Consider the following 21,782-nt stretch of genomic DNA (forward strand, 5'->3'; position numbering starts at 1 on the left):
CCCCTCCTCCGTCATTGCGAGGAGGCGAAGCCGACGAATCCATCCATGGCGCCGCCTGGCATGGATTGCTTCGCTGCGCTCGCAATGACGGTGAGAGAAGCCCTACGCCGCCAGATACCGCTCCGCCAGCGCCACCCAGTAGCGGGCGGCGACGGGCAGGATCTCGTCGTTGAAGTTGTAGCCCGGGCTGTGCAGGGCGGCGCTGTCGCCGTTGCCGAGGAAGAGATAGCTGCCCGGCTGCGCCTGCAGCATATAGGCGAAATCCTCGCTGGCGGTGATCGGCGGGAAGCCGGCCTGGATCCGCTCCGGGCCGAACTGTTCGGCGGCGACCCGGCGCGCGAACTCGGTCTCATCGGCATGGTTGACCAGCACCGGGTAGCCGCGCCGGTAGTCGATCTCGGCGACGGCGCCATAGCTTTCGGCCTGGGCGCGAGCCAGGGCGGTGATGCGGGCCTCGATCCGGTCGCGCACCTCCGGCTTGAAGGTGCGGACGGTGATCTGCAGCTCGACGCTGTCCGGGATGACATTGGCGGCGAGGCCGCCATGGATCGACCCCACGGTGATCACGGCGGCGTCGAGCGGGTCGACGTTGCGCGACACCACGCTCTGCAGCGCCATCACCAGCGAGGCGCCCGCCACCACCGGATCGACGGTCTGGTGCGGCGCGGCGCCGTGGCCGCCCTTGCCCACCACCCGGATCACGACCCGGTCGGCCGCGGCCATGGCCGGGCCGGTGACGAAGCCGAACTGGCCGGTCGGCACGCCGGGCCAGTTGTGCAGCCCGAACACCGCGTCGCAGGGAAAGCGTTCGAACAGCCCGTCCTCGATCATCCGCCGCGCGCCGGCGCCGCCCTCCTCCGCCGGCTGGAAGATCAGGTTCAGCGTACCGGAGAAGTCCCGCCGTTCGGCCAGCACCCGGGCTGCGGTCAGCAGGCTGGCGGTGTGCCCGTCATGGCCGCAGGCATGCATCACCCCCGATGTGCCGCTGGCATAGGGCAGGCCGGTGGCCTCGACGATCGGCAGCGCGTCCATGTCGGCCCGGATGCCGACGCGGCGCGGGCCGTCGCCCAGCGCCAGCGTCCCGACCACACCGGTGCCGCCCAGGCCGCGGCTGACCTGGTAGCCCCAGTCGGAGAGCGACTGCGCCACCAGGTCGCTGGTGCGCCGTTCCGCATAGGCCAGCTCCGGATGGCGGTGCAGGTCGCGGCGCAGCGCCACCATCTCCTCGCGATGGGCCTCGACGCCCGCGGCGATGTCAGTTCCGCCGCTCATCCCGCCCGGACCTCCGCCAGCACCGCTGCGGGCACCGGCGACAAGGCATGCGCCAGCTCGCCGACCTCGAGATCGTTGTAGATCTCCGGCAGCAGGATCTTGCGCAGGAACACCATCTCCTCGCCCCGGCTGCTCGGCTGGCGGTGGAACGCCCCATAGCCGCGGCGCTCGTAGATGCCGGCCAGCCAGGGATGGCGCGTGGCGGTGGCGAGGTAGACGGCCGGTGCCTTGATGCGGTCGCGCAGGAAATCGGCCTCGACATGGTCCAGCAGCGCGGCGCCGATGCCTTGGCGCTTCAACTGCGGCGCCACCGCGAACCAATGGATGAAGGGATAGCTGGCGAGGTGCCCCTCACCCATCGGCCAGGGGAAGCGCACCGACACCATGGCGATCGCTTCCCCGTCCCGCTCCAGCAGGAAGGTGGTGTGGCGCCGGATGATGCGCCGCACCAGGTCGAGATCGGCGGTGACCGCGGTGAAACGGATGCCCATCTCCCGCAGCGGCTGGTAGGCCGCATTCAGCAGGTCGAGCAGCGCCGGCGCGTCCTCCGGGCCGGCGATGCGGATGCTGTCGGTCATCGGCGCGCGCCCTGCCCGGCCGCGGCCGGTTCGCGCGCCGGCCCTCCGGCATAGCGGCTTTCGCGATAGGGCAGGCCGAGGTTCTCCCGCAGCGTCGTGCCGCGCAGCACCGGATCGTAATGGCCGCGCTCCTGCAGCAGCGGCAGCACGTGGCGGGTGAAATCGTCCAGCCCTTCGCCCAGCACCGGGAAGCCGAGGATGAAGCCGTCGGCCGCCCCCTCCTCCACCCAGCGGATCAGCTCGTCCGCCACCGTGTCCGGCGTGCCGATCAGCGCCCGCCGCGTCGCCGTCTCCAGCGCCACTTCGCGCAGGGTCAGGTTGCGCTCGCGCGCGGTGCGCTTGATCGTGTCGGTGGTGGCGCGGAAGCTGTTCTTGCCGAGGTCGCCGAGATCCGGGAACGGCTCGTCCAGCGGGTACTGGCTGAAGTCCTGATGGTCGAAGAAGCGGCCGAGATACAGCAGCGCCTCCTCCACCGACAGCAGGTCGCGGATGGCGCGATACTTCTCCTCCGCCTCCGCCGCCGTGCGGCCGACGATCGGGCCGATGCCGGGGAAGATCCGGACATGCTCCGGCCGGCGGCCATGGGCCACGGCGCTGTCCTTGACCCGCTTGTAGAACACCTTGGCGTCCTCGATCGGCCCGCCATTGGTGAAGACGGCATCGGCGTGATGCCCCGCCAGCCGGATGCCGTCATCGGAGGCGCCGGCCTGGAACAGCACGGGCTGCCCTTGCGCCGAGCGGCTGATGTTCAACGGCCCTTCGACCGAGAAGAACCGGCCCTGGTGATTCAGCCGCCGCATCTTGGTGAAGTCGACGAAGCGGCCGGTGGCGCGGTCGCGGATGAAGGCGTCGTCGTCCCAGCTGTCCCACAGGCCCTTGACCACCTCGAGATATTCCTCGGCGATCTCGTAGCGCAGCCCGTGTTCCGGATGCTCACGGCTGTAGTTCCGGCCGGAGCCTTCCAGCGGCGAGGTCACGGCGTTCCAGCCGGCGCGGCCGCCGCTGATGGCGTCGATGGTCGCGAACTGCCGGGCCACCGTGAACGGGTCGCTGTAGGAGGTCGACAGCGTACCAACGAGGCCGATCTTCGAAGTTACGGCCGCCAGGGCCGACAGGATCGAGATCGGTTCGAACCGGTTCAGGAAATGCGGGATCGACTTCTCGTTGATGTACAGCCCGTCGGCAATGAAGGCGAAGGCGATGCCCGCCGCCTCGGCCTTGCGGGCGGCGTCGAGCAGGAAGCCGAAATTGACGCTGGCATCGGCCGGCACACTGGGATGCTTCCACGCATTCATGTGGCCGCCGGGGCCCTGCAGCATGACGCCGAAGGTGATCTGAGACTTGCTCATGCGACGATGTCCTTGGACACGGAAAGGGATCAGGCCGCGAGCGCGAAATGCGCCTGGGCGAGGAGCTCGATCGAGACCAGGCGCTCGGCGGCGGTGGCGATCGGGGTGTCGATGATGAATTCACGGACGCCGTGCTGGCGGTGCAGCCGGTCCAGCTCGGCCCGCACCCGCTCCGCCGTGCCGTGGATCACGCTCGAGGGCTTTTCCTCGATCCGGTACTGCTTGGCGCCGGCCTGGCGGGCATACTCCTCGGCCTGGGCGATGCTGCCGACATTCACGCTCTGGCCATTGTCGACATGCACCTTGAAGTGCTGCAGCCCGGCGGCCAGCCGTTCGGCCCGCGCTTCGGTCTCGGCGACGATGATGCCGACGGCCAGGAGCGGCGCCTTGCCGCCGCTGACGGCGCGATAGGCCGCGAACACCTGTTCGAGCAGAACCGGATCGCCATTGATGTGGCTGGCATGGACGAAGGCCCAGCCCTCGGCCGCCGCCAGCTGCGCGCTCTCGACGCTGGCGCCGAGCAGGAAGCGTTGGGCCGGGACCCCGGGCCGCGGCGTCGCGCTGACGCCCGCCAGCGGGTCGGCATCGGCGATGGTGTCGTCGAGGAAGGCGTCGAGCTGGGCCAGCTGTTCGGCGAAGCCGGGCTTGCGCGCCGGATCGATCGCGGCCTGCAGCGCCCGGGTCGACAGCGGCAGCCCGCCCGGCGCCTTGCCGATTCCGAGATCGACCCGGCCCGGCGCCAGCGCCGCGAGCAGGTTGAAGTTCTCGGCCACCTTGTAGGGGCTGTAATGCTGCAGCATGACCCCACCGGAGCCGACGCGGATCGTCCGGGTGTGGGCCAGGAGATAGGCGATCAGCACCTCGGGCGACGAGCTCGCCAGCTGCGCCGTGTGGTGGTGCTCGGCCACCCAGAAGCGGTGGAAGCCCCAGCGCTCCGCCCGCTGCGCCAGGGCGACGGTGCGCGCCAGCGCCTCGGAGGCGCCTTCGCCGCCATCGATCGGGCTCTTGTCGAGCAGGCTCAGGACATAACTCATGCCGTTCATCCCGGGATGACGTGCGGGGTCGGACCGTGGCCGGTCGGCCATAGGTCAAAGATTCATGTTGTTATCTCATGAAATACACATTCTACTGTCAATAGAATATTATTTATACAATCTACTCCGTTAAATCCCCTCACACGATCTCACGGAGAGTCCCATGAGTCGTTTCGCGGCGCCGCTGCTCGGCGCCCTGCTGATCCTGCCCGGCCTCGGCGCCGCCCATGCCGGCACCCCGCGCGACACCATCGTGGTGGCCAAGCAGATCGACCAGTTCATCTCGCTCGACCCCGCCGAAGCCTTCGAGCCCGGCGTCGGCGAGGTCACCGGCAATCTCTACGACCAGCTGGTGGGGTATCGCAGCGCCGCCGACCCGACCATCGTCGGCGACCTGGCCGAAAGCTGGTCGATCAGCGATGACGGGCTGACCTACCGCTTCAAGCTGAAGCCCGGCGTGGCCTTCGCCAGTGGCAATCCGGTGACGGCCCAGGATGCCGCCTGGTCGCTGCAGCGGTCGGTGCGGCTGGACAAGTCGCCGGCGTTCATCCTGACCCAGTTCGGCTTCACCCCGGACAATGCGGCGGACCGGATCCACGCGGTCGACGACCGCACGCTGGAGATCAAGATCGACCACGCGGTGGCGCCGACCTTCTTCCTGAACACGCTGACCGCGGGCGTGGCCTCGATCGTCGATGCCAAGGAGGTCCAGGCCCATGATGTGGGCGGCGACCTGGGCAATGCCTGGCTGAAGGGCCACAGCGCCGGCACCGGCCCCTATGCCTTGCAGCGCTGGGTGCCGAATGAGCGGGTGGTGCTGGACGCCAATCCGCACGCCCAGGACGGCGGGCCAAAGACGCCGCATCTGGTGTTCCTGCATGTGCCGGAGCCGGCCAGCCAGCGCCTGCTGCTGGAGAAGGGCGATGTCGACTATGCCCGCGACCTGACCCGCGACCAGATCCTGTCCCTGAAGGACACACCCGGCGTGGCGCTGCAGAGCGAGGGCGGCGACCTGCTGCTGTATCTCGGCCTGAACCAGACCAATCCGAACCTCGCCAAGCCCGAGGTGCGCGAGGCCCTGAAGTGGCTGGTCGACTACCAGGGCATCGAGACCGCCCTGCTGAGCGGCACCTATACGGTGCGCCAGAGCTTCCTGCCGACGGGCTATCTCGGCGCCGTCGACGACGCCCCCTACCGCCTGGACGTCGAGCGGGCCAAGACCCTGCTGGCCCAGGCCGGACTGCGCGACGGCTTCGGCGTCACCATCGACGTGCGCAACGTCGCCCCCTTCGCCGACATCGCCCAGGCGCTGCAGGCCAGCTTCGCCCAGGCCGGAATCAAGCTGGAGATCCTGCCGGGCGACGGCAAGCAGACCATCACCAAATACCGGGCCCGCACGCACGACATCTATATCGGCACCTGGGGCCCGGACTACCGCGACCCGCACAGCAATGCCGACGCCTTCGCCTTCGACAAGGACGTCAATGACGCGACCGCGCCGAAGACGCTGGCCTGGCGCAACCGCTGGCAGGATGCCGGCTGGAACCAGACCGTAACCGAGGCGCTGCGCGAGCCCGATGCCGGCAAGCGTGCCGCGCTGTACGGCGACCTGCAGCGGAAGGTCCAGGCCGAAGGACCCTTTGTCCTGCTGTTCCAGCAGACCCTGGTCGCCGCCCACCGCAGCACGGTCGACGGCCTGGTCCTGCAGCCGAAGACCAGCTACGCCGCCGTCGCCAAGGCCGACTGACCGACCGCCCTTCCGACCCATGGGAATTCGAAGATGAGCACGCTCAACGACTATCTCGGCCAGAAGCGCGAGGCGATCACCGCCCGCAAGGCTCGCATCGCCGCCGGCGACTCCGGCCCGAAAACCCTGACGGCGCAGGTGCGCGCCGAGGGCCGCAGCGGCATCCGCCGCATCCGCATCCGCGACTTTCAGGTGATCAGCGACAGCGAGGCGGATTTCGCCGGCTACGACCTCGGCCCCAGCTCACCCGAGCTGCAGCTCGGCGTGCTCGGCAGCTGCCTGACGCACATCTTCCTGATCCAGGCCGCCGACCGCGGCGTGCCGCTCGAGTCCCTGGAGGTCGAGATCCGGGGGCAGATCGACCCGCGCGCCGGGCGTCCGGGCTTCGAGCAGGTGCCGATCTATCCCCATGACATCACCTACACCGTGAACGTCACCTCATCCGCCAGCCGGGAAGAGATCGACGCCCTGCAGGAGGCGGTGGAGCGCAACTGCCCGATCCTGAATCTGCTGAAGAACCCGCAGCAGATCGGCGGCGAGGTCCGGCTGACGCCGAGCCGGGCCGAGGGTCTGGCGGCAGAATGATCGCGACGGAGGCAGGAGGATAGCCCTGCCTCCCACCCGACCCAGCCTGGATGGAGTGGCGACCCCAGCAGGATTTGAACCTGCGACCTACCGCTTAGCATCCCACTTCGGCTTCCGCCGCCGCCGCAACCGGCGTTCGTGGTCTGGACTATCCCTTCGCCCTGGGCATTCCTGCCGTTAGGCGCCTGCCGTCTAGTCTCTACACCTTCCCGGCATCGGCCGGGCTTGGCTCGGGATTGCCCGCCGCAAGGCGGCTGGGGGTTCCCCGAATTTGACAGGTTCTACGTCCGCCGTTTCCGGCGGCGCACTCCCGATTGAAGGCGGTTGCTCTATCCACTGAGCTATGGGGTCGTGGCCGTCTCGGTACTCCATTTCAATATGAAGCGCCAAGCCCTTCCGTCGCGGACCGGCCCGCCTGCGCTCAGCGCGTCGGCCGCGGCCGGAAGTTGTCAGAGTAGTTGCGCGGCACCACCCGGCGCTCATGCTCCTGCTGCACCGAATAGACCATGCCCTTGCGCTCGGCGAAGGCCACCGCCTCCTCCTTGGTCGGGAAGGCCAGCTGCACCTGGTTCAGCGTGTCGCCCGACGCGACCCAGCCCATCAGCGGCTCGGGCCGGCGCGGCGTGGCCGGCTCGTACTCCAGGACCCAGTCGTGGATCTTGCCGCGACCGCTCTGCATTGCGGTCTTCGACCGGCGATAAATGCGCGCCTGCATGCCTCAGTCGACCTCTCGTGCTCGCGGGGCGGTCGGGGCGGAGAGATTCGCGCTCCCGACGTCCTGCCTCCTCCTAGCACCAACCCGGATGCAGGGGAACACCGCTGTGCGGGCCGGCATAACTGCGCCAGGGCATGATCGGAGACAGGATCCGGCCATCGGGTATTGGGCTTAGGGGGACACAGCCACCGGATGATTGCCTTATGGCCGATCGTCGTTACCGGCGTAGCGGCCGCAGCGTCGCGGATCGGGACGATGGATCAGGATGCCGATACGGGGCGTTCCGCAGCCGCCGGCAGGCACCGCGCCAGGGCGGCGGCGATTTCGGAAGACGCCAGAGGCTGACGCACGACCTCGTCGACGCCGGCATCCACCAGATCACGCGCATTGAAGTCGTCGACCGAGTTCGCCGCCAGCAGCACCGGCAGGGACGGTGCGATCCCGTGCAGCTCCTTCGCGAGGGCCAGCGCGGCCGCGGCCGACGCCGGATGGCTCACCAGCAACGCGTCGAAGCGGTCCGGCGCCTCCTTGCAGGCGGCCAGGGCGCCGGCCGCGCGGGCGAAGCCGACGGGCTCGTAGCCGAGCGCCGCCAGCATCTCCTCGTCGCGCAGCAGCCGGTCCCGGTCGCTGTCGATCACCAGCACCGTCTCGCCGCGCCCGAAGGGGATGGCATCGGGCGTGTCCTGATCCGGCGTCATCTCCAGCTCGGCCGCGGAGACGCAGGGCAGCCAGACCTCGAACCGGCTGCCGAAGCCCGGCTTGCTTTGCACGACCACCGTCCCGCCATGCTCGCGGACGATCTCCTGCACCGTGGCCAGGCCGAGGCCGTTGCCGGCCAGCCGGGTGGTGAAGAACGGCTCGAAGATCCGCTCCAGGGTCGCCTGGTCCATGCCGCGCCCGTGGTCGCTGACCGACAGCACCGCGTAGCGTCCAGACGCCAACTCCCGATGCGGCAGCGGGCTTTCCGCGGTGACGTCGTAGATCTCGCTCTCGATGTCGATGGTCCCGGCTTCGTCCATCGCCTGCGACGCGTTGTTGCAGAGATTGAGGATGACCTGCTGCAGCTGGCCGGGATCGCCGAGCACCACCGCACCCTCCGGGACCGCGTGCACCGTCAGCTCCACCGCCGACGGCAGGGAGGCCCGGAGCAGCGACGCCGCCTCCGCGACCAGGGCCGGGATGCCGACGGCCCTGCGGCCCAGCTGGCGACGCCGGCCGAAGGTCAGGATCTGTTCGATCAGATCGCGCGCCCGCTCCCCCGCCCGGCGGATTTCCCTGAGGTTGCGGGCAGGCCGGCTGTCCGGTTCGACCTGGCCCTCCGCCATCTCGGTATAGCCGAGGATCGCACCGACGATATTGTTGAAATTGTGGGCGATGCCGCTGGCGAAGACGCCCACCGTTTCCATGTGGCGGGCCTGCTGGAGACGGGATTCGAGGCGTGTCCGCTCCTGTTCCAGCTGCTCGCGCCCGACCGCGTTGGTGAGGGCGTCGAGCGCCATGCGCAGCAGGCCGAACTCGCTGTGCCGCATCACGGCGAAGGGGCCGAGCACGTCGAACCCCAGCAGGCCGACGATGGCGCCCGCGTTCCGGTGCGAGACGCAAGCCCAGCTGGACAGGCCGGCATCGGCGAGGGCGTCCCGGTCGGCACCGGACGGCAGGCGGTCCACCCGCCGGATGTGGATGACCCCGTCCTTGGTCGGGTCGAACCGGGCCGCCAGGGCCAGGGCTTGGTCCGGCCAGTTCGGCGGATAGGGGCCGCCGTCGCGGCTCCACAGATATCGCTGGGTCTGGGGGCTGCGCCACACGAAATAGGCGCGGTCGGCGCCGACCCGCTGCGCCAGCTCCGCCAGCGACTGCTCGACATGGGCGGAGACCTGCTGCGGCTGCGCATTGATGAAGCGCGTCGAGATGCCGGCCACGAAATGCTCGAACGCGGCCCGGTCCCGCAGGGCCATCGCCCGCTCGCGAAGCTGCAGCCCGAGATGGATCAGGAGCGCCAGCAGCATCACCGCCACGGCATACAGCACCAGCCGGTATTGCCGCGCCGAATCCCGCGAATGGATCTGGTGCCGCACGATCATGTTGCGAAGGGCGACCTGATCCTGGCGGATCGGCAGGGCGAACAGGGCTTTCAGCAGGCCGTCGGTCGCGGGCAGCAGGTTGTGCAGCATCTGGCCGTGCACCAGCAGCCCCTTCGCGGCGTTGACGTCGTTGAAGGACGGCATCAGCTGCGACAGGCTGTCCAGCCGGTCCTGAACCTCTCGTGCGGTCGCCGGCGAGGTGTCGAGCGAGAGATGCAGGATGGCCGCGGCCAGGCCGCTGACATCCGCGATCAGCGGCCCGTCTGCGGTTGCGGTGCCGAGGTTGGCACTGAAGCGCCCGAAATAGGCGAGGGAATTCTGCAGCAGGGCGTTGTCGCTCTTGAACAGCTCGACCAGTTGCTCCTGCTGGCCGACCGAGGTCGCGAGCTGCTCGATCGCCGTCGCCAGATCCGTGTCCACCGCCGCGGCTTCACGCAGCCGGTCGAGGGAATCGTACAGCCCCTTCACCTCCCGGACCAACGGGTCGTAGGTGCGCAACAGGCCTGCCCGCGTGGCCAGGACATCGCGCCCCAGAGCGCTGTTGGTCATCGCGAACTGGTCGACGGCCTCGAGCGTGCGGTCGAACAGCTCGGCATCCGTGTTGATGCCGCGGACCAGCAGCCAGGTCAGCATCAGCAGCAGGAGAAGGAGCGGCAGGGCCACCACCGTCGGCGTCAGCCTCATGGCGCGTTGGCAGTGATGGGGCGGCCGCGATAGGTTCCCGTGAGCGTGCGCAGGAACGCGACGATCGAGGACACCTGGGGGTCCGACAGCGTCTGGTCCAGCTGCGCCCGGGCCATCTGCCTGACGGCATCGTCGAGCGTGGCCGCGCTGCCGTCATGGAAATACGGGGCCGTCGTCGCAACGTTGCGCAGGCTGGGCACGCGCAGGATCTTCGGGTTCGGAGATGCCAGCGGATGAAAGATGCCGTGCCGCTGGAACAGGTTGCCGCCGATGTTCACCCCCTGATGACAGGCGACGCATCCCAGCGACTTGAACAGCTGGTAGCCGTTCAGCTCCTCCGCCGACAGGGCATCGGCATCGCCGCCGAGCCACAGGTCGAAGCGGCTTCCCGGCGTCACCAGCGACCGCTCGAAGGTCGCGATGGCATCCAGCAGGGAGTCCTGGTCCGGATCGCCGCCATAGGCCTCCTGGAATTCCCTGACCACCTCCGGATCCGCCTGAAGCCTGGCCAGGACATCGTCGATGCTGGTGGCCATGATATCGGGGTTCTCCAGCGACGCCTTGGCCTGCGCCTGCAGCGTGCGGTAGTTGCCCTCCCAGTTCAGCCGGAAGCTGAGGGCGGAATTGAAGACCGTATCGGTGTTGAGCGAAAGCTCCGACCCATCGGGCCCCGGATCGCGCCGGTTGTCGTCCGCACCGTTGGTGCGCGTGTCGTGGCATGACAGGCAGCTCCGCGCGCCGTCGCCGGACAGGCGAACGTCGCTGAACAGCCTCTCCCCGAGCGCCACCTTCCGCGGATCCAGATCGGCCATCGGCGGGATCGGCGTGATCGGCTCCTGAGTCATCGGAACCACCGCGCGCGGGGCGAGCGGATCCGGCGCCTGCGCGGTCGCCGCGCCGGTCAGCACCAGCAGCGCGGCGCCGATCGGGATCCATCGGCGATACGATGCGCCGGCCAGGGCGAGCGAAGCGGCCACGGTCATGTCCTTGCAATGGGGCGGCAGCTCGGCCTTGGCGTCCGCACCGGGCATCGACGACGATAGCGATCGACCGATGACAGCCCTGGTCGATGCCCACGATCCCGCCATGCGGCGCATCCGCCGTCAACGGTTTCGAAGGATATCGCGTCGTATCGACGATCGGGCGCCCGAAATCAAACCGCATCGTCTCTAACACTGTCCGGACCGGCGTCCGCCCTCACCGCAAAACCGGCTCAGGGCCTGCCATCGATCGCGGCGCGGCCGTATCCGTCCGCCGAGGCCGAAGCGTGACCGGCGCCGCTCGACATCTCCTCAGGCTGCGACACCATCGGCGCAGCCTGGAAACTGCTCACCGCATCGGGACCCAGCCGGGTTGGGACGTCGTCCGGATCGGGGCTGGGCAGGGCGTGGCTGACCAGCGTTCCCCCCATGACCGCGGCCAGCATCATCAAGGCCGCAAGCCCGACCGCCCGCGCGGATTTCAACAGAGACACCATCTGATTCCCCTCACATGCTTTCGTCGAAGTGGCTTTCGGCCCGCCAATTGCCGGGGGCGTCGTCGACAAAGTCGTCATGCTCGGGCCGCCCGTAGACCCGATAGAACAGTTCCGGATGCATGGCGGTCGCGCCGAAGGCGAAGCTGGCGATCACATGGCGCATCACCAGCGACGTCGCGGTGGCGAAGGGACGTCGCCGCGTGGCCGGGCCGGGCGACGATCGCCGGTTCGCCGTCATGCCCCGACCCTCGGCTTCGGTCCGGCAGCGCTGCGGCCGGTAGCCCCCTCCGGAGCGCATGGCCGGCCTTTGTTTGCGGAAGAGGCCGCAATCTCGTCCAGCGAGAGCGGAGCGCCGGGCGTGACGACCGATATCACGCCGACGGGCTGGTCATTGGCATGGTCACGGCTGACCCAGCCGGTGGGGAATGCCGTGATCGAATCGATGGCGATGCCGAATGCGCGGCCGTTGATCCAGAAGCGCAGGCTGCCACTGGGACCCGGGCGCGCCCGTCCGCTGGGAACGACGCTGGCGTCATCGGGTGGTCGGTTCACGGATCGCATGGATTTCTCCCACGAGGTTATGGGGAGACCTTGGCGATCCGTCGTTACCGTATCAGTTCGGATCCGTGGAATAAGGCTACAATCGTAATTTTATCGATCGCACCCGCGTCTCTGGAGCACGAGTTCAAAGACCCTCTCTGACGAATACATGAATCATGCGAGCAAGCACTGACAGTCGTCCGAACATCGTCGAACGACTGCTTCTCCAAGACCGGGCATGAACAAGAAAGTGGAAACGGCCATCCCCTGAGGAGATGCCGCGCTGATCCTGTCGCAGCCAGGATCAGCGCCCATCCGGCCGGCATGACACAGATGCCGGCCGGAACCCGGCTGCCGATTCGCCCGGCAGCCGTCGTCAGATCACTTCGACCGGCAGGGCGAAGACATAGCCGACGCCGCGCTCCGTCTGGATGACGCGCGGGGCGCTGGGGTCGGTCTCCAGCTTGCGCCGCAGCCGCAGCACCTGGACATCGATGGTGCGGTCGAAGACGTCCTCATGCACCCGGGTCGCCTGCAGCAGGTGTTCGCGCGAGAGCGGCCGCTGCGGGGCGCCGAGGAAGGCGATCAGCAGGGCGTATTCGCCCTTGGTCAGCGTGACCGGGGCGCCGGCGGAATCCGACAGGCGGCGCGTGCGGCGGTCGAGCTGCCACCCGCCGAAGCGGTAGCGGCCCCGTTCCGGATCCCGCGCCGGCACCGTGCGGCCGACCTCATGTCGGCGCAGCACCGCCCGGATCCGCGCCAGCAGCTCGCGCAGCCCGAAGGGCTTGGTCACGTAGTCGTCGGCCCCGAGTTCGAGCCCGACGACGCGATCGATCTCATCCCGCCGATGGCCGGTGGTGATGATGACCGGCACGTCGGAGCGCGACCGGATGTCGCGCAGCAGGTCGAGCCCGTCACCCTGGCCGAGATGCAGATCCAGGATCACCAGGCCCGGTTCGCCCTGGGCGAAATGGTCGTTGATGTCGTGGGGATCGGCCGCGGGGATGCCACGGAACCCATGCTCGTCGAGATAGTTGACGATCATGTGGAGCATCGCAGGATCGTCATCGACGACCAGGACGCGCACCGCCTGAGTGGTTTCGACGCTCATCATGAACCGTGAATCGACGCCCATCGTCACTCTTGTTTCAACGCTCATCGTCACCCGTGCTCCAGGTTGGAGACCCCGAACGGCCAACTGCGCCATAGGCATGCGGAGCCTTGACCCGCATTCCCCGGCGACACAGCGACTCTAGGATTCCCGTCAGAGACAAACACTGTCATCATACAAGTCCGCACCCAAACACATTGCCCCCGTCGTTGTTCCCTGTTGAGCCCGTTTCTTTTAAGAAGTCTACCATACTACCTCCAGCGCAAGCGCACGTCGATAGCTGGAGAAGAAATGACATCGAATTCATAGACCCCACTCTGGACCTTTCAGTCTTTGGTCTAAATGACCGGACTGCTGATGTCAGGTGCTGGCCTTGGTTCGTTGCCGGACGCCGGATGGTTTCTCCGGCGTCCGGGTTTGGGATCTCGATTGTCGATCCATCCCCTATACGACGTCCCCGTCGCGCTGGATCAGTGCTTCTTCGCCTAAGGCGACGAACAGTTGGCAGACCAGGGTGGCGAGCGGCATATCGGATGCGGTGGCAGGGGTTGCGAGCGCGCGCCGGCCGCTGTCGTCTCAGCTGTTCATGACGGCGTCGACCACTCGTTCGCGGGTCATCGGCAGGTCGCGGATGCGAATACCGAGCGCCCGGGCCACGGCATTTCCGATCGCCCCCGCCGCCGGCCCCAGCGAGACCTCCCCGACCCCGGTCGAGTCTTCCTCGGGTCGGGAGATCACGTCGACTTCGACCTCAGGAATCTCGGCGAAGCTCAGGATCGGATAATCCTTCCAGGTCTCCGCCGTCAGCAGCGTGCCTTCGGTCGGCACCGCCTCCTTCAGGGCCCAGCTCGCGGCCTGCAGCATGCCGCCCTCGACCTGGGCGACGATGCCCTCCGGGTTGATCGCCAGCCCGGCATCCACCGCCGCCCACATCCGGCGCAGCTCGACCTGCTCCTCCACCGCGACCAGGGCGACCACGGCGCAGTAGGACCCGGTGTTCTTGAACCGGGCGAAACCGAGCCCCAGGCCGCAGCCCGGCGGGCACGGGTCCGACCAGCCGCTCAGCGCCGCCGCGCGCTCGATCACGGCGCGGGCCCGCGGGTCGGACAGATGCGCCAGGCGGAACGCCACCGGGTCGATGCCGGCCTTGTCCGCCAGCTCGTCCATCACGCCCTCGATGGCGAAGACATTGGCGAAGGCGCCGAGCGAGCGCAGCGCCGACAGGCGGAACGGCAGGTCGGACACGAACTGGTGGGTGACGCGCTGCGGCATGTCGTAGAGCGCGACGGCGTTCTTGGTGCCGCCATTGTGGGCTGGCAGGTCCTTCTGCCGCTCGAAGCTCCAGCCGCCGGCGGCCGCGGCCGGGCCTAGCAGGTTGATCTCTCCGTTCCAGCCCGGGCGGCGCATGTGGGTGCCCGACCGGGTCTCCATCTCCCAGCCGGTGATCCGCCCCCCGGCGACACTGGCGACGATGCGCACCCGCATCGGCGACCCCAGCGGCTCGGACACCAGCTCGTCCCGCCGGGTCCACTGCACCCGGACCGGGCGGCCCGGCGCCGCCCGGGCCAGCAGCACCGCATCCATGGCCGCGTCGTCGGCGCCGTTGTGGCCGTAGCAGCCGGCGCCCTGGGCGTGCCGCACCCGGACCCGGTCGACGGCGAGTCCGGTCACCCGGGCGATCTGGTCGCGTAGGGCGAAGACCGATTGCGAATGGCTCCACACCGAAATGCCGTCGGGATCGACCACGGCGATGCCGCAGGACGGCCCGATCGAGCCATGGCCGATCAGCGGCTTGGTGTAGGTCGCCTCGACCCGGTCGCCGGCGGCGTCGGCCACACCCGGATCGTCGCGGATCACGCTGTCCTGGCCGGCGTGCTGCTCCAGGATGTCCAGCACCGTCCGGCTGCGGTCGTTGGGCTGCGGCGGTTGCCAGTCGCAGGCGCGCGCCAGCCGCTCCATCGCCACCGACAGCGTGTGCTCATCGGCCGCGATGACGCCGATCAGGTCACCTTGACGCAGGATGTGGAGCACGCCGGCCATCGCCGCGACCTTGTCGGCGGCCACCGCGCCGAGGCGGGCCTGCGGATGGGGCGGGCGCAGGATTCGGCCATGCAGCATGCCGGCCGGCGCGATGTCGTGGATGTAGACACCGCCGCCCAGGCGATCCTGCAGCCCGGCATGTCGCGGGCTGGCGCCGACGATCCGGTACCGGTCCGGCGGCTTCACCGGCGCGTCGCCGGAGATCGCGGCGTCGAAGTCGATCTCCCCCGCCACGGTCCAGAAGGTGTCGCCGAGTGGGGCGCCATCCCGGTAGAACCGGCCGGCGGCTGTGGTCAGCTCGGCGGCCAGAACCTGCGACCGCATCGCCGCCGCCCGCAACAGCCGCTGCCGCAGTTCCGCCGCCGCCTCTCGGACAAGAGGCCCCGAGACCTGTACCGACATGCTGCCGACGGTGCCGCCCTCGAAGGGCGAGACCGCGGTGTCGCCGGAGACGACCGCGATCGCGTCCAGCGGCAGGTCCAGCTCCTCCGCCGCGATCTGGCGCAGGGCGGTCAGGATCCCCTGCCCCAGTTCGACCTTGCCGGTCTTGAGCGTGACAATGCCGGGCTCGGCCAGGTCGAACCAGGCGCCCAGGCGCCGGCTCGGGCCCGGCGACGGGCTGGCGGCCTCAGGCTTCATCATAGCCTCCCGACGCTACGACGGTGTCGATCGCGGCCGCGACCGCCCTGAGGATACCGAGATGCGCGCCGCAGCGGCAGAGGTTGCGGGACAGCGCCTGCTTCACCTCGACCATCGACGGGCGCTGCCGCCGCGACAGCAGGTCGTGCGCCGTGACGAAGATGCCGCTGAGGCAGTAGCCGCATTGGCCGGCCCCCGCCTCGGCCAGGGCCGCCCGCAGCGCGTCGGCGACCGGGCCCCGCAGGCCCTCCACGGTCTCGACCCGCTTGCCGGTAACATCCTCGACGAAGATGCTGCAGGCATAGTGCAGCCGGTCGTCGATCATGACGTTGCAGGCGCCGCAATTCTCCTCGCCGCAGCCGAAGCGCGTGCCTTTCAATCCCAGCTCGTTGCGCAATGCCAGGATCAGCGTCGATGCCCCATCGCTGCCGACCTCGACCTCTTCGCCATTGACCTGGAACCGGATCGACACGGCGGAGGCTCCTACGATCGCGCCGGCCGCAGGCCCGCGGCGAAGCGCCGGCCATTGGCGACATAGCGGGCGGCGACGGCCAGGCAGCGTTCCACGGCGGCATCGTCGAGTATGCCGACGGCCCGCGCCGGGGCCCCGATGATCAGCGAGCGGTCGGGAAAGGCCTTGCCCTCGGTCACCAGCGCATTCGCCCCGACCAGGGAATTCCGGCCGATCACCGCGTGGTTGAGGATGGTCGCGCCCATCCCGACCAGCGAGCCCTCCCCCACCGTGCAGCCATGCAGGATGGCGCGATGGCCGACCGAGCAGCGCGCCGCCAGCGTCAGCGGCGCCCCCATGTCGGTGTGCAGCACCGCGCCGTCCTGGATGTTGGAATCCGCCCCGACCTTGATCCATTCATTGTCGCCGCGCAGGATGGCGCCGAACCAGATGCTGGCGCCGCGGCGCAGATGGACACGCCCGATGACATCGGCGCTGGGGGCGATCCAGACGTCGCTGTCGATCCGCGGATCATCGTCATCCAGCCCGTGGATGGTCATGACGGTCCGCCGAGGCCGAGCAGCCCGCGCGCCTCCTGCGGGGTTGCGACCGTGGCGCCCAGCTCCTCCACCAGCCGCCGCACCTTCGCGACCAGGGCCGCATTGGACGGCGCCAACTCGCCGCGGGCGATGTAGACCGCATCCTCCAGCCCGACCCGGACATGGCCGCCGGCCAGCAGCGACTGCACCGCCATCGGGAAGGTGGTTCGGCCGATGCCGAAGGCGGTCCAGGTCGCCTTCGCCGGCAGCAGCCCCCGGGCGTAGAGCACGGTCTCCGGCCCCGGCTGGAAGCCGTACTTCACCCCCATGACGATCGAGCACAGTGGCGCGGGGTCGAGCGTGCCGTCCGTCACCAGATCGTTCAGCAGCGCGATGTCGCCGGAATCGAACAGCTCGATCTCCGGCTTCACCCCTGCCTCGCGGATCACCTTGGCCATGCGACGGACATTGCCGGGCGTGTTGATCACCACCTCCCGGCCCGAATTCATGGTGTTGAGGTCGAGGGTGCAGATCTCCGGCTTCAGCAGGGCGATGTGCTCGACCCGCTGTTCGGGCACCATCAGGGTCGTGCCGGGCCCATAGACCTTGGGGTCGTCGGCCGAGGGCACGAAGCGCCCGCCCGGGCCGGTGGTGATGTTGAGGATGAGGTCGGGGTTGCCGTCGCGGATGCGGGCGACGACCTCGCGGTACAGCTCGATCGCCATCGACGGCCGGCCGGTCTCGGGGTCGCGCACATGGATATGCGCCACCGCCGCGCCGGCCTTCGCCGCCTCCAGCGCCGATTGCGCGATCTGCGCCGGGGTGATCGGCAGGTGCGGCGTCTGCTCCGGCGTGGTCAGGTTGCCGGTGATGGCGCAGGTGATCAGGACCTTGTCGAGCATGTGCCAGCCCTCCTAGAGCGCGCGGCCGCCATCGACCTGGATGATATGGCCGGTGGAATAGCCGAGATGGGTGGCGCAGGCGGTGATCGCGGCGGCGATATCCTCGACTCCGCCGATGCGCCGGAGCGGGGTGGAGGCCGCCACCTTATCATTGAAGTCGGCGCTGCGGCCGGGGACGAAGGCGGTGTCGACCACGCCGGGCGACACCGCCAGCACCCGCACCTGCGGCGCCAGGGCCCGCGCCAGCGCCTTGGTCATGACGTCGATGCCGGCCTTGGCCGCGCAATAGGCGATGTTCGACCCGACCCCGGTGAAGGACGCGATCGAGGAGATCGAGACCACGAGGCCGTCGCCGGAAGCCTTCAGGAGCGGCGCGAAGCTGCGGATCGCGGCGAACTGGCCGCGCCAGTTGACCTGGAACATGCGGTCGATGAAGGCGTCGTCGAGCGCGTCGAGATCGGCATGCGGCACCGGCTTGGTGAAGCCCGCCGCATTGACCAGGATGTCGAGCCGGCCGTAGCGCCGCTCGATCTCCCCGCGCAGGGCGATCAGGGACGCACTGTCCACCACATCGGCGGGATAGGCGGCATGGTCGCGGCCGCCGGGCAGCCGGCCGACCGCCTCGGCCGCGGCGCGCCCGAACTCCGCGCCCGGCATGTGGGTGACGACGATGGTGGCGCCCGCCTCGGCCAGCATCCGGCCGGTGGCGGCCCCGATCGCGCCGGCGCCGCCGACGATCAGGGCAACCGTTCCGGAGAGGTCCTTGGGATAGGCCATGCTGCGGCTCACTTGATCGGGGGAACGGGAAGCTTCGCCTCGCCCGGCTCCATGACGAAGTCGTAGGCGAGCGTGTACCAGGGGGAGGTGACGCCGGGTTCGGGCGGCACTCCGCCCTCGTGGCGGACATATTCGCCCACCAGATGCCGGGTGACGCCGAACACGACATCGGTCTCCAGCCGCTCATCCTCGGCGACGAAGACCTGGGTGATCAGCGTCTTGTGGCCGGGCTTGTAGCCCAGGACATGCAGATGCGCCGGGCGATAGGGGTGGCGGTGTTGCGCCCGCAGCAGGTCGCCGACCGGCCCATGCGTCGGCACGGGATAGCCGGCCGGGCGGACCGAGCGGAACCAGAACCGGCCATCCGCATCGGTGGTGAACTTGCCACGCAGATTCATATCGGCCTGGCTGTCGTCCTGGTTCTCGTACAGGCCGACCGGCGAGGCCTGCCAGACATCGACCTCGACCTCGGGGATCGGACGGCCCTGCGGGTCGGTGATCCGGCAGCGCGCGAACAGCTCCGGCCCCGGCGTCGCCGACCGGACGATCGAGCCGCCATTGGCCGTGCGTGGCGAATGCTTGCGCCAGAACGGGCCCAGCAGGGCCGAGGCCGTCTCCGTCGCGCCGGCATTGCCATTGTTCAGCAGGCAGATCAGCGTCGAGAATCCGATGGCATCGGAGAACAGGACGCCTTCGTTGTGGCTGTCATTGGTGGCCTGGCCGATGCGGTTGAGGAAATCGACGCCCTGCTCGAACTCCTCCTCGGTCAGGCGGACCTCCCGGGCGAAGGCGTGGGCATGGCGCACCAGCGCGGCCATGATCTCCCGCAGCCGGGCATCCGGCGCGGCGGCCATGGCCTGCAGGACCGCCTCCGTCACCATCTCCTGATTGGCAATGATCATGAGTGCCTCCTGACGGCCTTCTATTACAATCGATTGCAAGCGGCAAGGAACTTTGACGCGAAAGCATCGGGCTCCGAGTGCGACATCCCTGCCGCTTTCGTCATGATTGACGTCAGCTTGACAGCCGGGCCCGGTTTATGCAAGCGATTGCACGTTCTGAGCTTGTCCCCTGCCCGCCCGTTGCGAGCAGCCCCTTCCGAAGGACCAAGGCGCACAGCATGAGCAGCCCGGACCACACCACCGCCTCCTTCGCCGCCGCGAAGGCGGAGTTCGAGACAGCCTGGCAGGACCCCAGCCACACCCGGTTCGAACTGCCCGCCGTCGACGTCAACCGCGTGCTGGAGGATCGCTACCGCACAAGTGCGCCGGTCCATGTCACCCGCACCATGGTGTGGGACATGGAGACCAAGAAGGCCTGGGACCCCGCGACCTACATCCCCTATGTCGTCTCGGGCGGCACGTCCTGGGGCCGCCACATGCTGAAGGACGGCCATGAGCGCTTCTTCAGGGCGTCGGAGCAGCGTGCCTGGATCGGTAACGATCGCGGCCAGGTGCTGGAGGATGTCTTCATCGACCACGCCGGGCAGGAGGTCGTCTTCCTCGGCCGCGACGAGATGACGACCGAGGCTGGAGGACGCATCCGGGCCGGCGACAACCAGCCGCTGTTCCATGTGATCCATGCCGCCGGCGGATCCGAAGCCGCGCCGCTGAATCTGTGGCGGATCGTGATCCTGACCGAGCGCCGCGACCCGCGCTTCATCGAGCCGTTCGAGCAGATGGTCAAGGCCGGCCTGCTGCCCGGATTCCTGGAGATCTACATCGCCCGGGACCTCGGCATCGTGCTGGAGCGTCGCTAGGCGCCACCCCACAACCGGCGACCGATCTTGACTTTCGGCCGAATTGCAATCGATTGTAGAAACGAATTGATGAGCCCCTCGCCCCAAGCGCCCCGGAGAGCGTCATGAGCGTGTCCGCCCCTTCGCGATCGACGACGGCAAGCCCCCAGACCGGCCGGAGTCTTCGCGTTCACAGCAAGGCCGAGGATGGGACCACGCTGTCCTTCGAGATCGAGAGCGCCCCGGTGCGGCGGGCGGCGGACGAGGTGGTGGTCGAGGTCGCGGCCGCGGCGGTCAACATGAGCGACGTCAAGGCCGTGCTGGGCCAGATGCCTTACGCCAGATGGCCGCGGACGCCGGGCCGCGACTTTGCCGGCACCGTGGTCGAGGGACCGGACGGACTGCTCGGCCTGGAGGTCTGGGGGTCGAGCGGCGACCTCGGCATCCGGACCGACGGCAGCCACGGCACCCATCTGGTCATCGGCGCCGCCAGCGTCCGCGCCAAGCCGCGCGCGCTGTCGCTGCCGGAGGCCGGCGCCATCGGCGTGCCCTTCGTCACCGCCTGGAAGGGGTTCGAGCGGGCCGGCCTGCCCAAGCCGGGCGACACCGTCGTGGTCTTCGGCGCCACCGGCAAGGTCGGCCAGGCGGCGATCCAGATCGCCACCATGCTGGGCGCCCGCACCTTCGGCGTCGTCCGGCGCGAAGGCGGCTTCGACGGCCATCACAGCGGGCCGCTGGAGATCGTGGCGGGACCCGGCCCCGAGATCGCGGCCCGTATCCGCGAGGCGACTGGCGGCCACGGCGCCGACATCGTCTTCAACGCGGTCGGCAGCCCCTATTTCGACACGGCACATCAGGTGCTCGCGCTGGGCGGGCGCCAGGTCCTGATCGCCACCATCGACCGCACCGTGCCCTTCGACATCCTGGCGTTCTACCGCGGCCAGCACACCTATGTCGGGATCGACAGCCTGGGCCTGAGCACCGAGGACAGCGTGTCGATCCTGGCGCAGCTGACGCCCGGCTTCGACAGCGGCGCGCTGAAGCCGTTCCCGGTGCTGCCATCCTCGATCTACCCGCTGGAGCGGGCGGCCGAGGCCTATGCCAAGGTGCTGGGATCGACCCGGGACCGCATCGTCCTCGCCCCGAACGGGCACCCGTGATGCAGGTCACCCGCTTCGACGACGCGCCCTTCTACCATCCGCCGGCGCATGACGACATGCGCTGCCTGCGGCTGCAGGGCCATGAGGCCGGCCCGACCTCGATGCTGTGGCTCGGCGCCTCGCATCTGCTGCCGGGCGGCGGCACCTCGCTCGACGCCTCGCCGCTGGAGAAGCTTTATCTCGTCCTCGAGGGCGAGGTCACGGTCGTCGCCGGCGGCGAGGAGGTGGTGCTGCACGCTTGGGATTCCTGCCGCATCGCGCCGGGCGAGGCCCGGGCGCTGCGCAACGACAGCAACCGGACAGCCACCATCCTGCTGGCCATGCCGCTGCCCGGCGCCGTTCCGGTCCCGACCTGATCGTACG

General features: G+C 69.0%; 22 protein-coding genes. 5 read left to right on the plus strand and 17 right to left on the minus strand.

The window, feature by feature from the left end:
- Positions 1-102: 102 nt before the first annotated feature.
- Genes E9232_RS12635 through E9232_RS12650 form a run of 4 tightly spaced genes read right to left on the minus strand, consistent with a single transcriptional unit; the run spans position 103 to position 4,233 of the window.
- The gene (locus E9232_RS12635; protein WP_309794429.1) at positions 103-1,272 is read right to left on the minus strand and encodes a M20 aminoacylase family protein; all 1,170 of its coding nucleotides are present in this window, start codon (positions 1,270-1,272) and stop codon (positions 103-105) included.
- Positions 1,269-1,850 (minus strand): GNAT family N-acetyltransferase, encoded by a 582-nt coding sequence (locus E9232_RS12640; protein WP_309794430.1) that lies wholly within the window; start codon positions 1,848-1,850, stop codon positions 1,269-1,271. Before E9232_RS12640 ends, E9232_RS12635 begins: the two co-directional genes overlap by 4 nt.
- Positions 1,847-3,199 carry an LLM class flavin-dependent oxidoreductase gene (locus tag E9232_RS12645; RefSeq protein ID WP_309794432.1) on the minus strand — a complete coding sequence of 451 codons (1,353 nt, stop codon included), beginning with the start codon at positions 3,197-3,199 and terminating at the stop codon, positions 1,847-1,849. The genes E9232_RS12640 and E9232_RS12645 overlap by 4 nt, the downstream gene beginning before the upstream one ends.
- A 29-nt stretch (positions 3,200-3,228) precedes the next feature.
- The gene (locus E9232_RS12650) at positions 3,229-4,233 is read right to left on the minus strand and encodes an LLM class flavin-dependent oxidoreductase (RefSeq protein ID WP_309794434.1); all 1,005 of its coding nucleotides are present in this window, start codon (positions 4,231-4,233) and stop codon (positions 3,229-3,231) included.
- Positions 4,234-4,396: 163 nt separating this feature from the next.
- Here E9232_RS12650 and E9232_RS12655 point away from each other — a divergent pair, with 163 nt between their 5' ends.
- The gene (locus tag E9232_RS12655) at positions 4,397-5,980 is read left to right on the plus strand and encodes an ABC transporter substrate-binding protein (protein WP_309794436.1); all 1,584 of its coding nucleotides are present in this window, start codon (positions 4,397-4,399) and stop codon (positions 5,978-5,980) included.
- A gap of 33 nt (positions 5,981-6,013) precedes the next feature.
- Positions 6,014-6,565 carry an OsmC family protein gene (locus E9232_RS12660; protein ID WP_309794437.1) on the plus strand — a complete coding sequence of 184 codons (552 nt, stop codon included), beginning with the start codon at positions 6,014-6,016 and terminating at the stop codon, positions 6,563-6,565.
- 421 nt (positions 6,566-6,986) lie between these two features.
- On the opposite strand, the gene E9232_RS12665 is transcribed toward E9232_RS12660, so the two are convergent.
- The 13 genes from E9232_RS12665 to E9232_RS12725 all read right to left on the minus strand — a co-directional run bounded on the left by E9232_RS12665 (position 6,987) and on the right by E9232_RS12725 (position 19,423).
- Positions 6,987-7,280: an ETC complex I subunit gene (locus tag E9232_RS12665; protein ID WP_309794439.1), complete on the minus strand. Its 294-nt coding sequence runs from the start codon at positions 7,278-7,280 to the stop codon at positions 6,987-6,989.
- Between the two features lie 260 nt (positions 7,281-7,540).
- Positions 7,541-10,045 (minus strand): two-component system VirA-like sensor kinase, encoded by a 2,505-nt coding sequence (locus E9232_RS12670; RefSeq protein ID WP_309794441.1) that lies wholly within the window; start codon positions 10,043-10,045, stop codon positions 7,541-7,543.
- A complete protein-coding gene (locus E9232_RS12675; protein WP_309794443.1) occupies positions 10,042-11,022 on the minus strand; it encodes a cytochrome-c peroxidase in 981 nt (326 codons plus the stop codon). The genes E9232_RS12670 and E9232_RS12675 overlap by 4 nt, the downstream gene beginning before the upstream one ends.
- Positions 11,023-11,258: 236 nt before the next feature.
- Entirely contained in the window at positions 11,259-11,522 is a 264-nt protein-coding gene (locus E9232_RS12680; RefSeq protein ID WP_309794445.1) for a hypothetical protein, read from the minus strand.
- 10 nt (positions 11,523-11,532) lie between these two features.
- Positions 11,533-11,760, minus strand: coding sequence for a hypothetical protein (locus E9232_RS12685; protein WP_309794446.1), 228 nt, complete (start codon positions 11,758-11,760; stop codon positions 11,533-11,535).
- Positions 11,757-12,083, minus strand: a complete 327-nt coding sequence (locus E9232_RS12690; RefSeq protein ID WP_309794448.1) for a hypothetical protein — start codon at positions 12,081-12,083, stop codon at positions 11,757-11,759. Before E9232_RS12690 ends, E9232_RS12685 begins: the two co-directional genes overlap by 4 nt.
- Positions 12,084-12,438: 355 nt before the next feature.
- Positions 12,439-13,197: a response regulator gene (locus E9232_RS12695; protein WP_309794450.1), complete on the minus strand. Its 759-nt coding sequence runs from the start codon at positions 13,195-13,197 to the stop codon at positions 12,439-12,441.
- Between the two features lie 552 nt (positions 13,198-13,749).
- Positions 13,750-15,852 carry a xanthine dehydrogenase family protein molybdopterin-binding subunit gene (locus tag E9232_RS12700; protein ID WP_309794451.1) on the minus strand — a complete coding sequence of 701 codons (2,103 nt, stop codon included), beginning with the start codon at positions 15,850-15,852 and terminating at the stop codon, positions 13,750-13,752.
- A complete protein-coding gene (locus E9232_RS12705) occupies positions 15,842-16,324 on the minus strand; it encodes a (2Fe-2S)-binding protein (protein ID WP_309794452.1) in 483 nt (160 codons plus the stop codon). The genes E9232_RS12700 and E9232_RS12705 overlap by 11 nt, the downstream gene beginning before the upstream one ends.
- Before the next feature lie 11 nt (positions 16,325-16,335).
- Positions 16,336-16,863: a gamma carbonic anhydrase family protein gene (locus E9232_RS12710; RefSeq protein ID WP_309794454.1), complete on the minus strand. Its 528-nt coding sequence runs from the start codon at positions 16,861-16,863 to the stop codon at positions 16,336-16,338.
- Positions 16,860-17,744 carry a beta-keto acid cleavage family enzyme gene (locus tag E9232_RS12715; RefSeq protein WP_309794456.1) on the minus strand — a complete coding sequence of 295 codons (885 nt, stop codon included), beginning with the start codon at positions 17,742-17,744 and terminating at the stop codon, positions 16,860-16,862. Before E9232_RS12715 ends, E9232_RS12710 begins: the two co-directional genes overlap by 4 nt.
- A gap of 12 nt (positions 17,745-17,756) precedes the next feature.
- Positions 17,757-18,521, minus strand: a complete 765-nt coding sequence (locus E9232_RS12720) for an SDR family NAD(P)-dependent oxidoreductase (protein ID WP_309794457.1) — start codon at positions 18,519-18,521, stop codon at positions 17,757-17,759.
- Positions 18,522-18,529: 8 nt separating this feature from the next.
- On the minus strand, positions 18,530-19,423 hold the full coding sequence (locus tag E9232_RS12725; protein WP_309794458.1) for a dioxygenase family protein: 894 nt from the start codon (positions 19,421-19,423) through the stop codon (positions 18,530-18,532).
- Between the two features lie 218 nt (positions 19,424-19,641).
- Here E9232_RS12725 and E9232_RS12730 point away from each other — a divergent pair, with 218 nt between their 5' ends.
- The 3 genes from E9232_RS12730 to E9232_RS12740 all read left to right on the plus strand — a co-directional run bounded on the left by E9232_RS12730 (position 19,642) and on the right by E9232_RS12740 (position 21,775).
- Complete coding sequence (locus tag E9232_RS12730) at positions 19,642-20,280, plus strand: hypothetical protein (RefSeq protein WP_309794459.1); 639 nt, start codon at positions 19,642-19,644, stop codon at positions 20,278-20,280.
- A gap of 104 nt (positions 20,281-20,384) precedes the next feature.
- Positions 20,385-21,419: a quinone oxidoreductase family protein gene (locus tag E9232_RS12735; protein ID WP_309794460.1), complete on the plus strand. Its 1,035-nt coding sequence runs from the start codon at positions 20,385-20,387 to the stop codon at positions 21,417-21,419.
- Positions 21,419-21,775: a cupin domain-containing protein gene (locus E9232_RS12740; protein ID WP_309794462.1), complete on the plus strand. Its 357-nt coding sequence runs from the start codon at positions 21,419-21,421 to the stop codon at positions 21,773-21,775. Before E9232_RS12735 ends, E9232_RS12740 begins: the two co-directional genes overlap by 1 nt.
- The last annotated feature ends 7 nt before the right edge of the window (positions 21,776-21,782 follow it).

The sequence above is a fragment of the Inquilinus ginsengisoli genome (assembly GCF_031453975.1).
Classification (GTDB): domain Bacteria; phylum Pseudomonadota; class Alphaproteobacteria; order DSM-16000; family Inquilinaceae; genus Inquilinus; species Inquilinus ginsengisoli_A.

What these genes read in the sequence shown, in the direction of transcription:
- E9232_RS12635 (WP_309794429.1), bottom strand. Translation starts at nt 1,272, where the DNA reads ATGAGCGGCGGAACTGACATCGCCGCGGGCGTCGAGGCCCATCGCGAG.
- E9232_RS12640 (WP_309794430.1), bottom strand. Translation starts at nt 1,850, where the DNA reads ATGACCGACAGCATCCGCATCGCCGGCCCGGAGGACGCGCCGGCGCTG.
- E9232_RS12645 (WP_309794432.1), bottom strand. Translation starts at nt 3,199, where the DNA reads ATGAGCAAGTCTCAGATCACCTTCGGCGTCATGCTGCAGGGCCCCGGC.
- E9232_RS12650 (WP_309794434.1), bottom strand. Translation starts at nt 4,233, where the DNA reads ATGAGTTATGTCCTGAGCCTGCTCGACAAGAGCCCGATCGATGGCGGC.
- E9232_RS12655 (WP_309794436.1), top strand. Translation starts at nt 4,397, where the DNA reads ATGAGTCGTTTCGCGGCGCCGCTGCTCGGCGCCCTGCTGATCCTGCCC.
- E9232_RS12660 (WP_309794437.1), top strand. Translation starts at nt 6,014, where the DNA reads ATGAGCACGCTCAACGACTATCTCGGCCAGAAGCGCGAGGCGATCACC.
- E9232_RS12665 (WP_309794439.1), bottom strand. Translation starts at nt 7,280, where the DNA reads ATGCAGGCGCGCATTTATCGCCGGTCGAAGACCGCAATGCAGAGCGGT.
- E9232_RS12670 (WP_309794441.1), bottom strand. Translation starts at nt 10,045, where the DNA reads ATGAGGCTGACGCCGACGGTGGTGGCCCTGCCGCTCCTTCTCCTGCTG.
- E9232_RS12680 (WP_309794445.1), bottom strand. Translation starts at nt 11,522, where the DNA reads ATGGTGTCTCTGTTGAAATCCGCGCGGGCGGTCGGGCTTGCGGCCTTG.
- E9232_RS12685 (WP_309794446.1), bottom strand. Translation starts at nt 11,760, where the DNA reads ATGACGGCGAACCGGCGATCGTCGCCCGGCCCGGCCACGCGGCGACGT.
- E9232_RS12690 (WP_309794448.1), bottom strand. Translation starts at nt 12,083, where the DNA reads ATGCGATCCGTGAACCGACCACCCGATGACGCCAGCGTCGTTCCCAGC.
- E9232_RS12695 (WP_309794450.1), bottom strand. Translation starts at nt 13,197, where the DNA reads ATGGGCGTCGATTCACGGTTCATGATGAGCGTCGAAACCACTCAGGCG.
- E9232_RS12700 (WP_309794451.1), bottom strand. Translation starts at nt 15,852, where the DNA reads ATGAAGCCTGAGGCCGCCAGCCCGTCGCCGGGCCCGAGCCGGCGCCTG.
- E9232_RS12710 (WP_309794454.1), bottom strand. Translation starts at nt 16,863, where the DNA reads ATGACCATCCACGGGCTGGATGACGATGATCCGCGGATCGACAGCGAC.
- E9232_RS12715 (WP_309794456.1), bottom strand. Translation starts at nt 17,744, where the DNA reads ATGCTCGACAAGGTCCTGATCACCTGCGCCATCACCGGCAACCTGACC.
- E9232_RS12720 (WP_309794457.1), bottom strand. Translation starts at nt 18,521, where the DNA reads ATGGCCTATCCCAAGGACCTCTCCGGAACGGTTGCCCTGATCGTCGGC.
- E9232_RS12725 (WP_309794458.1), bottom strand. Translation starts at nt 19,423, where the DNA reads ATGATCATTGCCAATCAGGAGATGGTGACGGAGGCGGTCCTGCAGGCC.
- E9232_RS12730 (WP_309794459.1), top strand. Translation starts at nt 19,642, where the DNA reads ATGAGCAGCCCGGACCACACCACCGCCTCCTTCGCCGCCGCGAAGGCG.
- E9232_RS12735 (WP_309794460.1), top strand. Translation starts at nt 20,385, where the DNA reads ATGAGCGTGTCCGCCCCTTCGCGATCGACGACGGCAAGCCCCCAGACC.
- E9232_RS12740 (WP_309794462.1), top strand. Translation starts at nt 21,419, where the DNA reads ATGCAGGTCACCCGCTTCGACGACGCGCCCTTCTACCATCCGCCGGCG.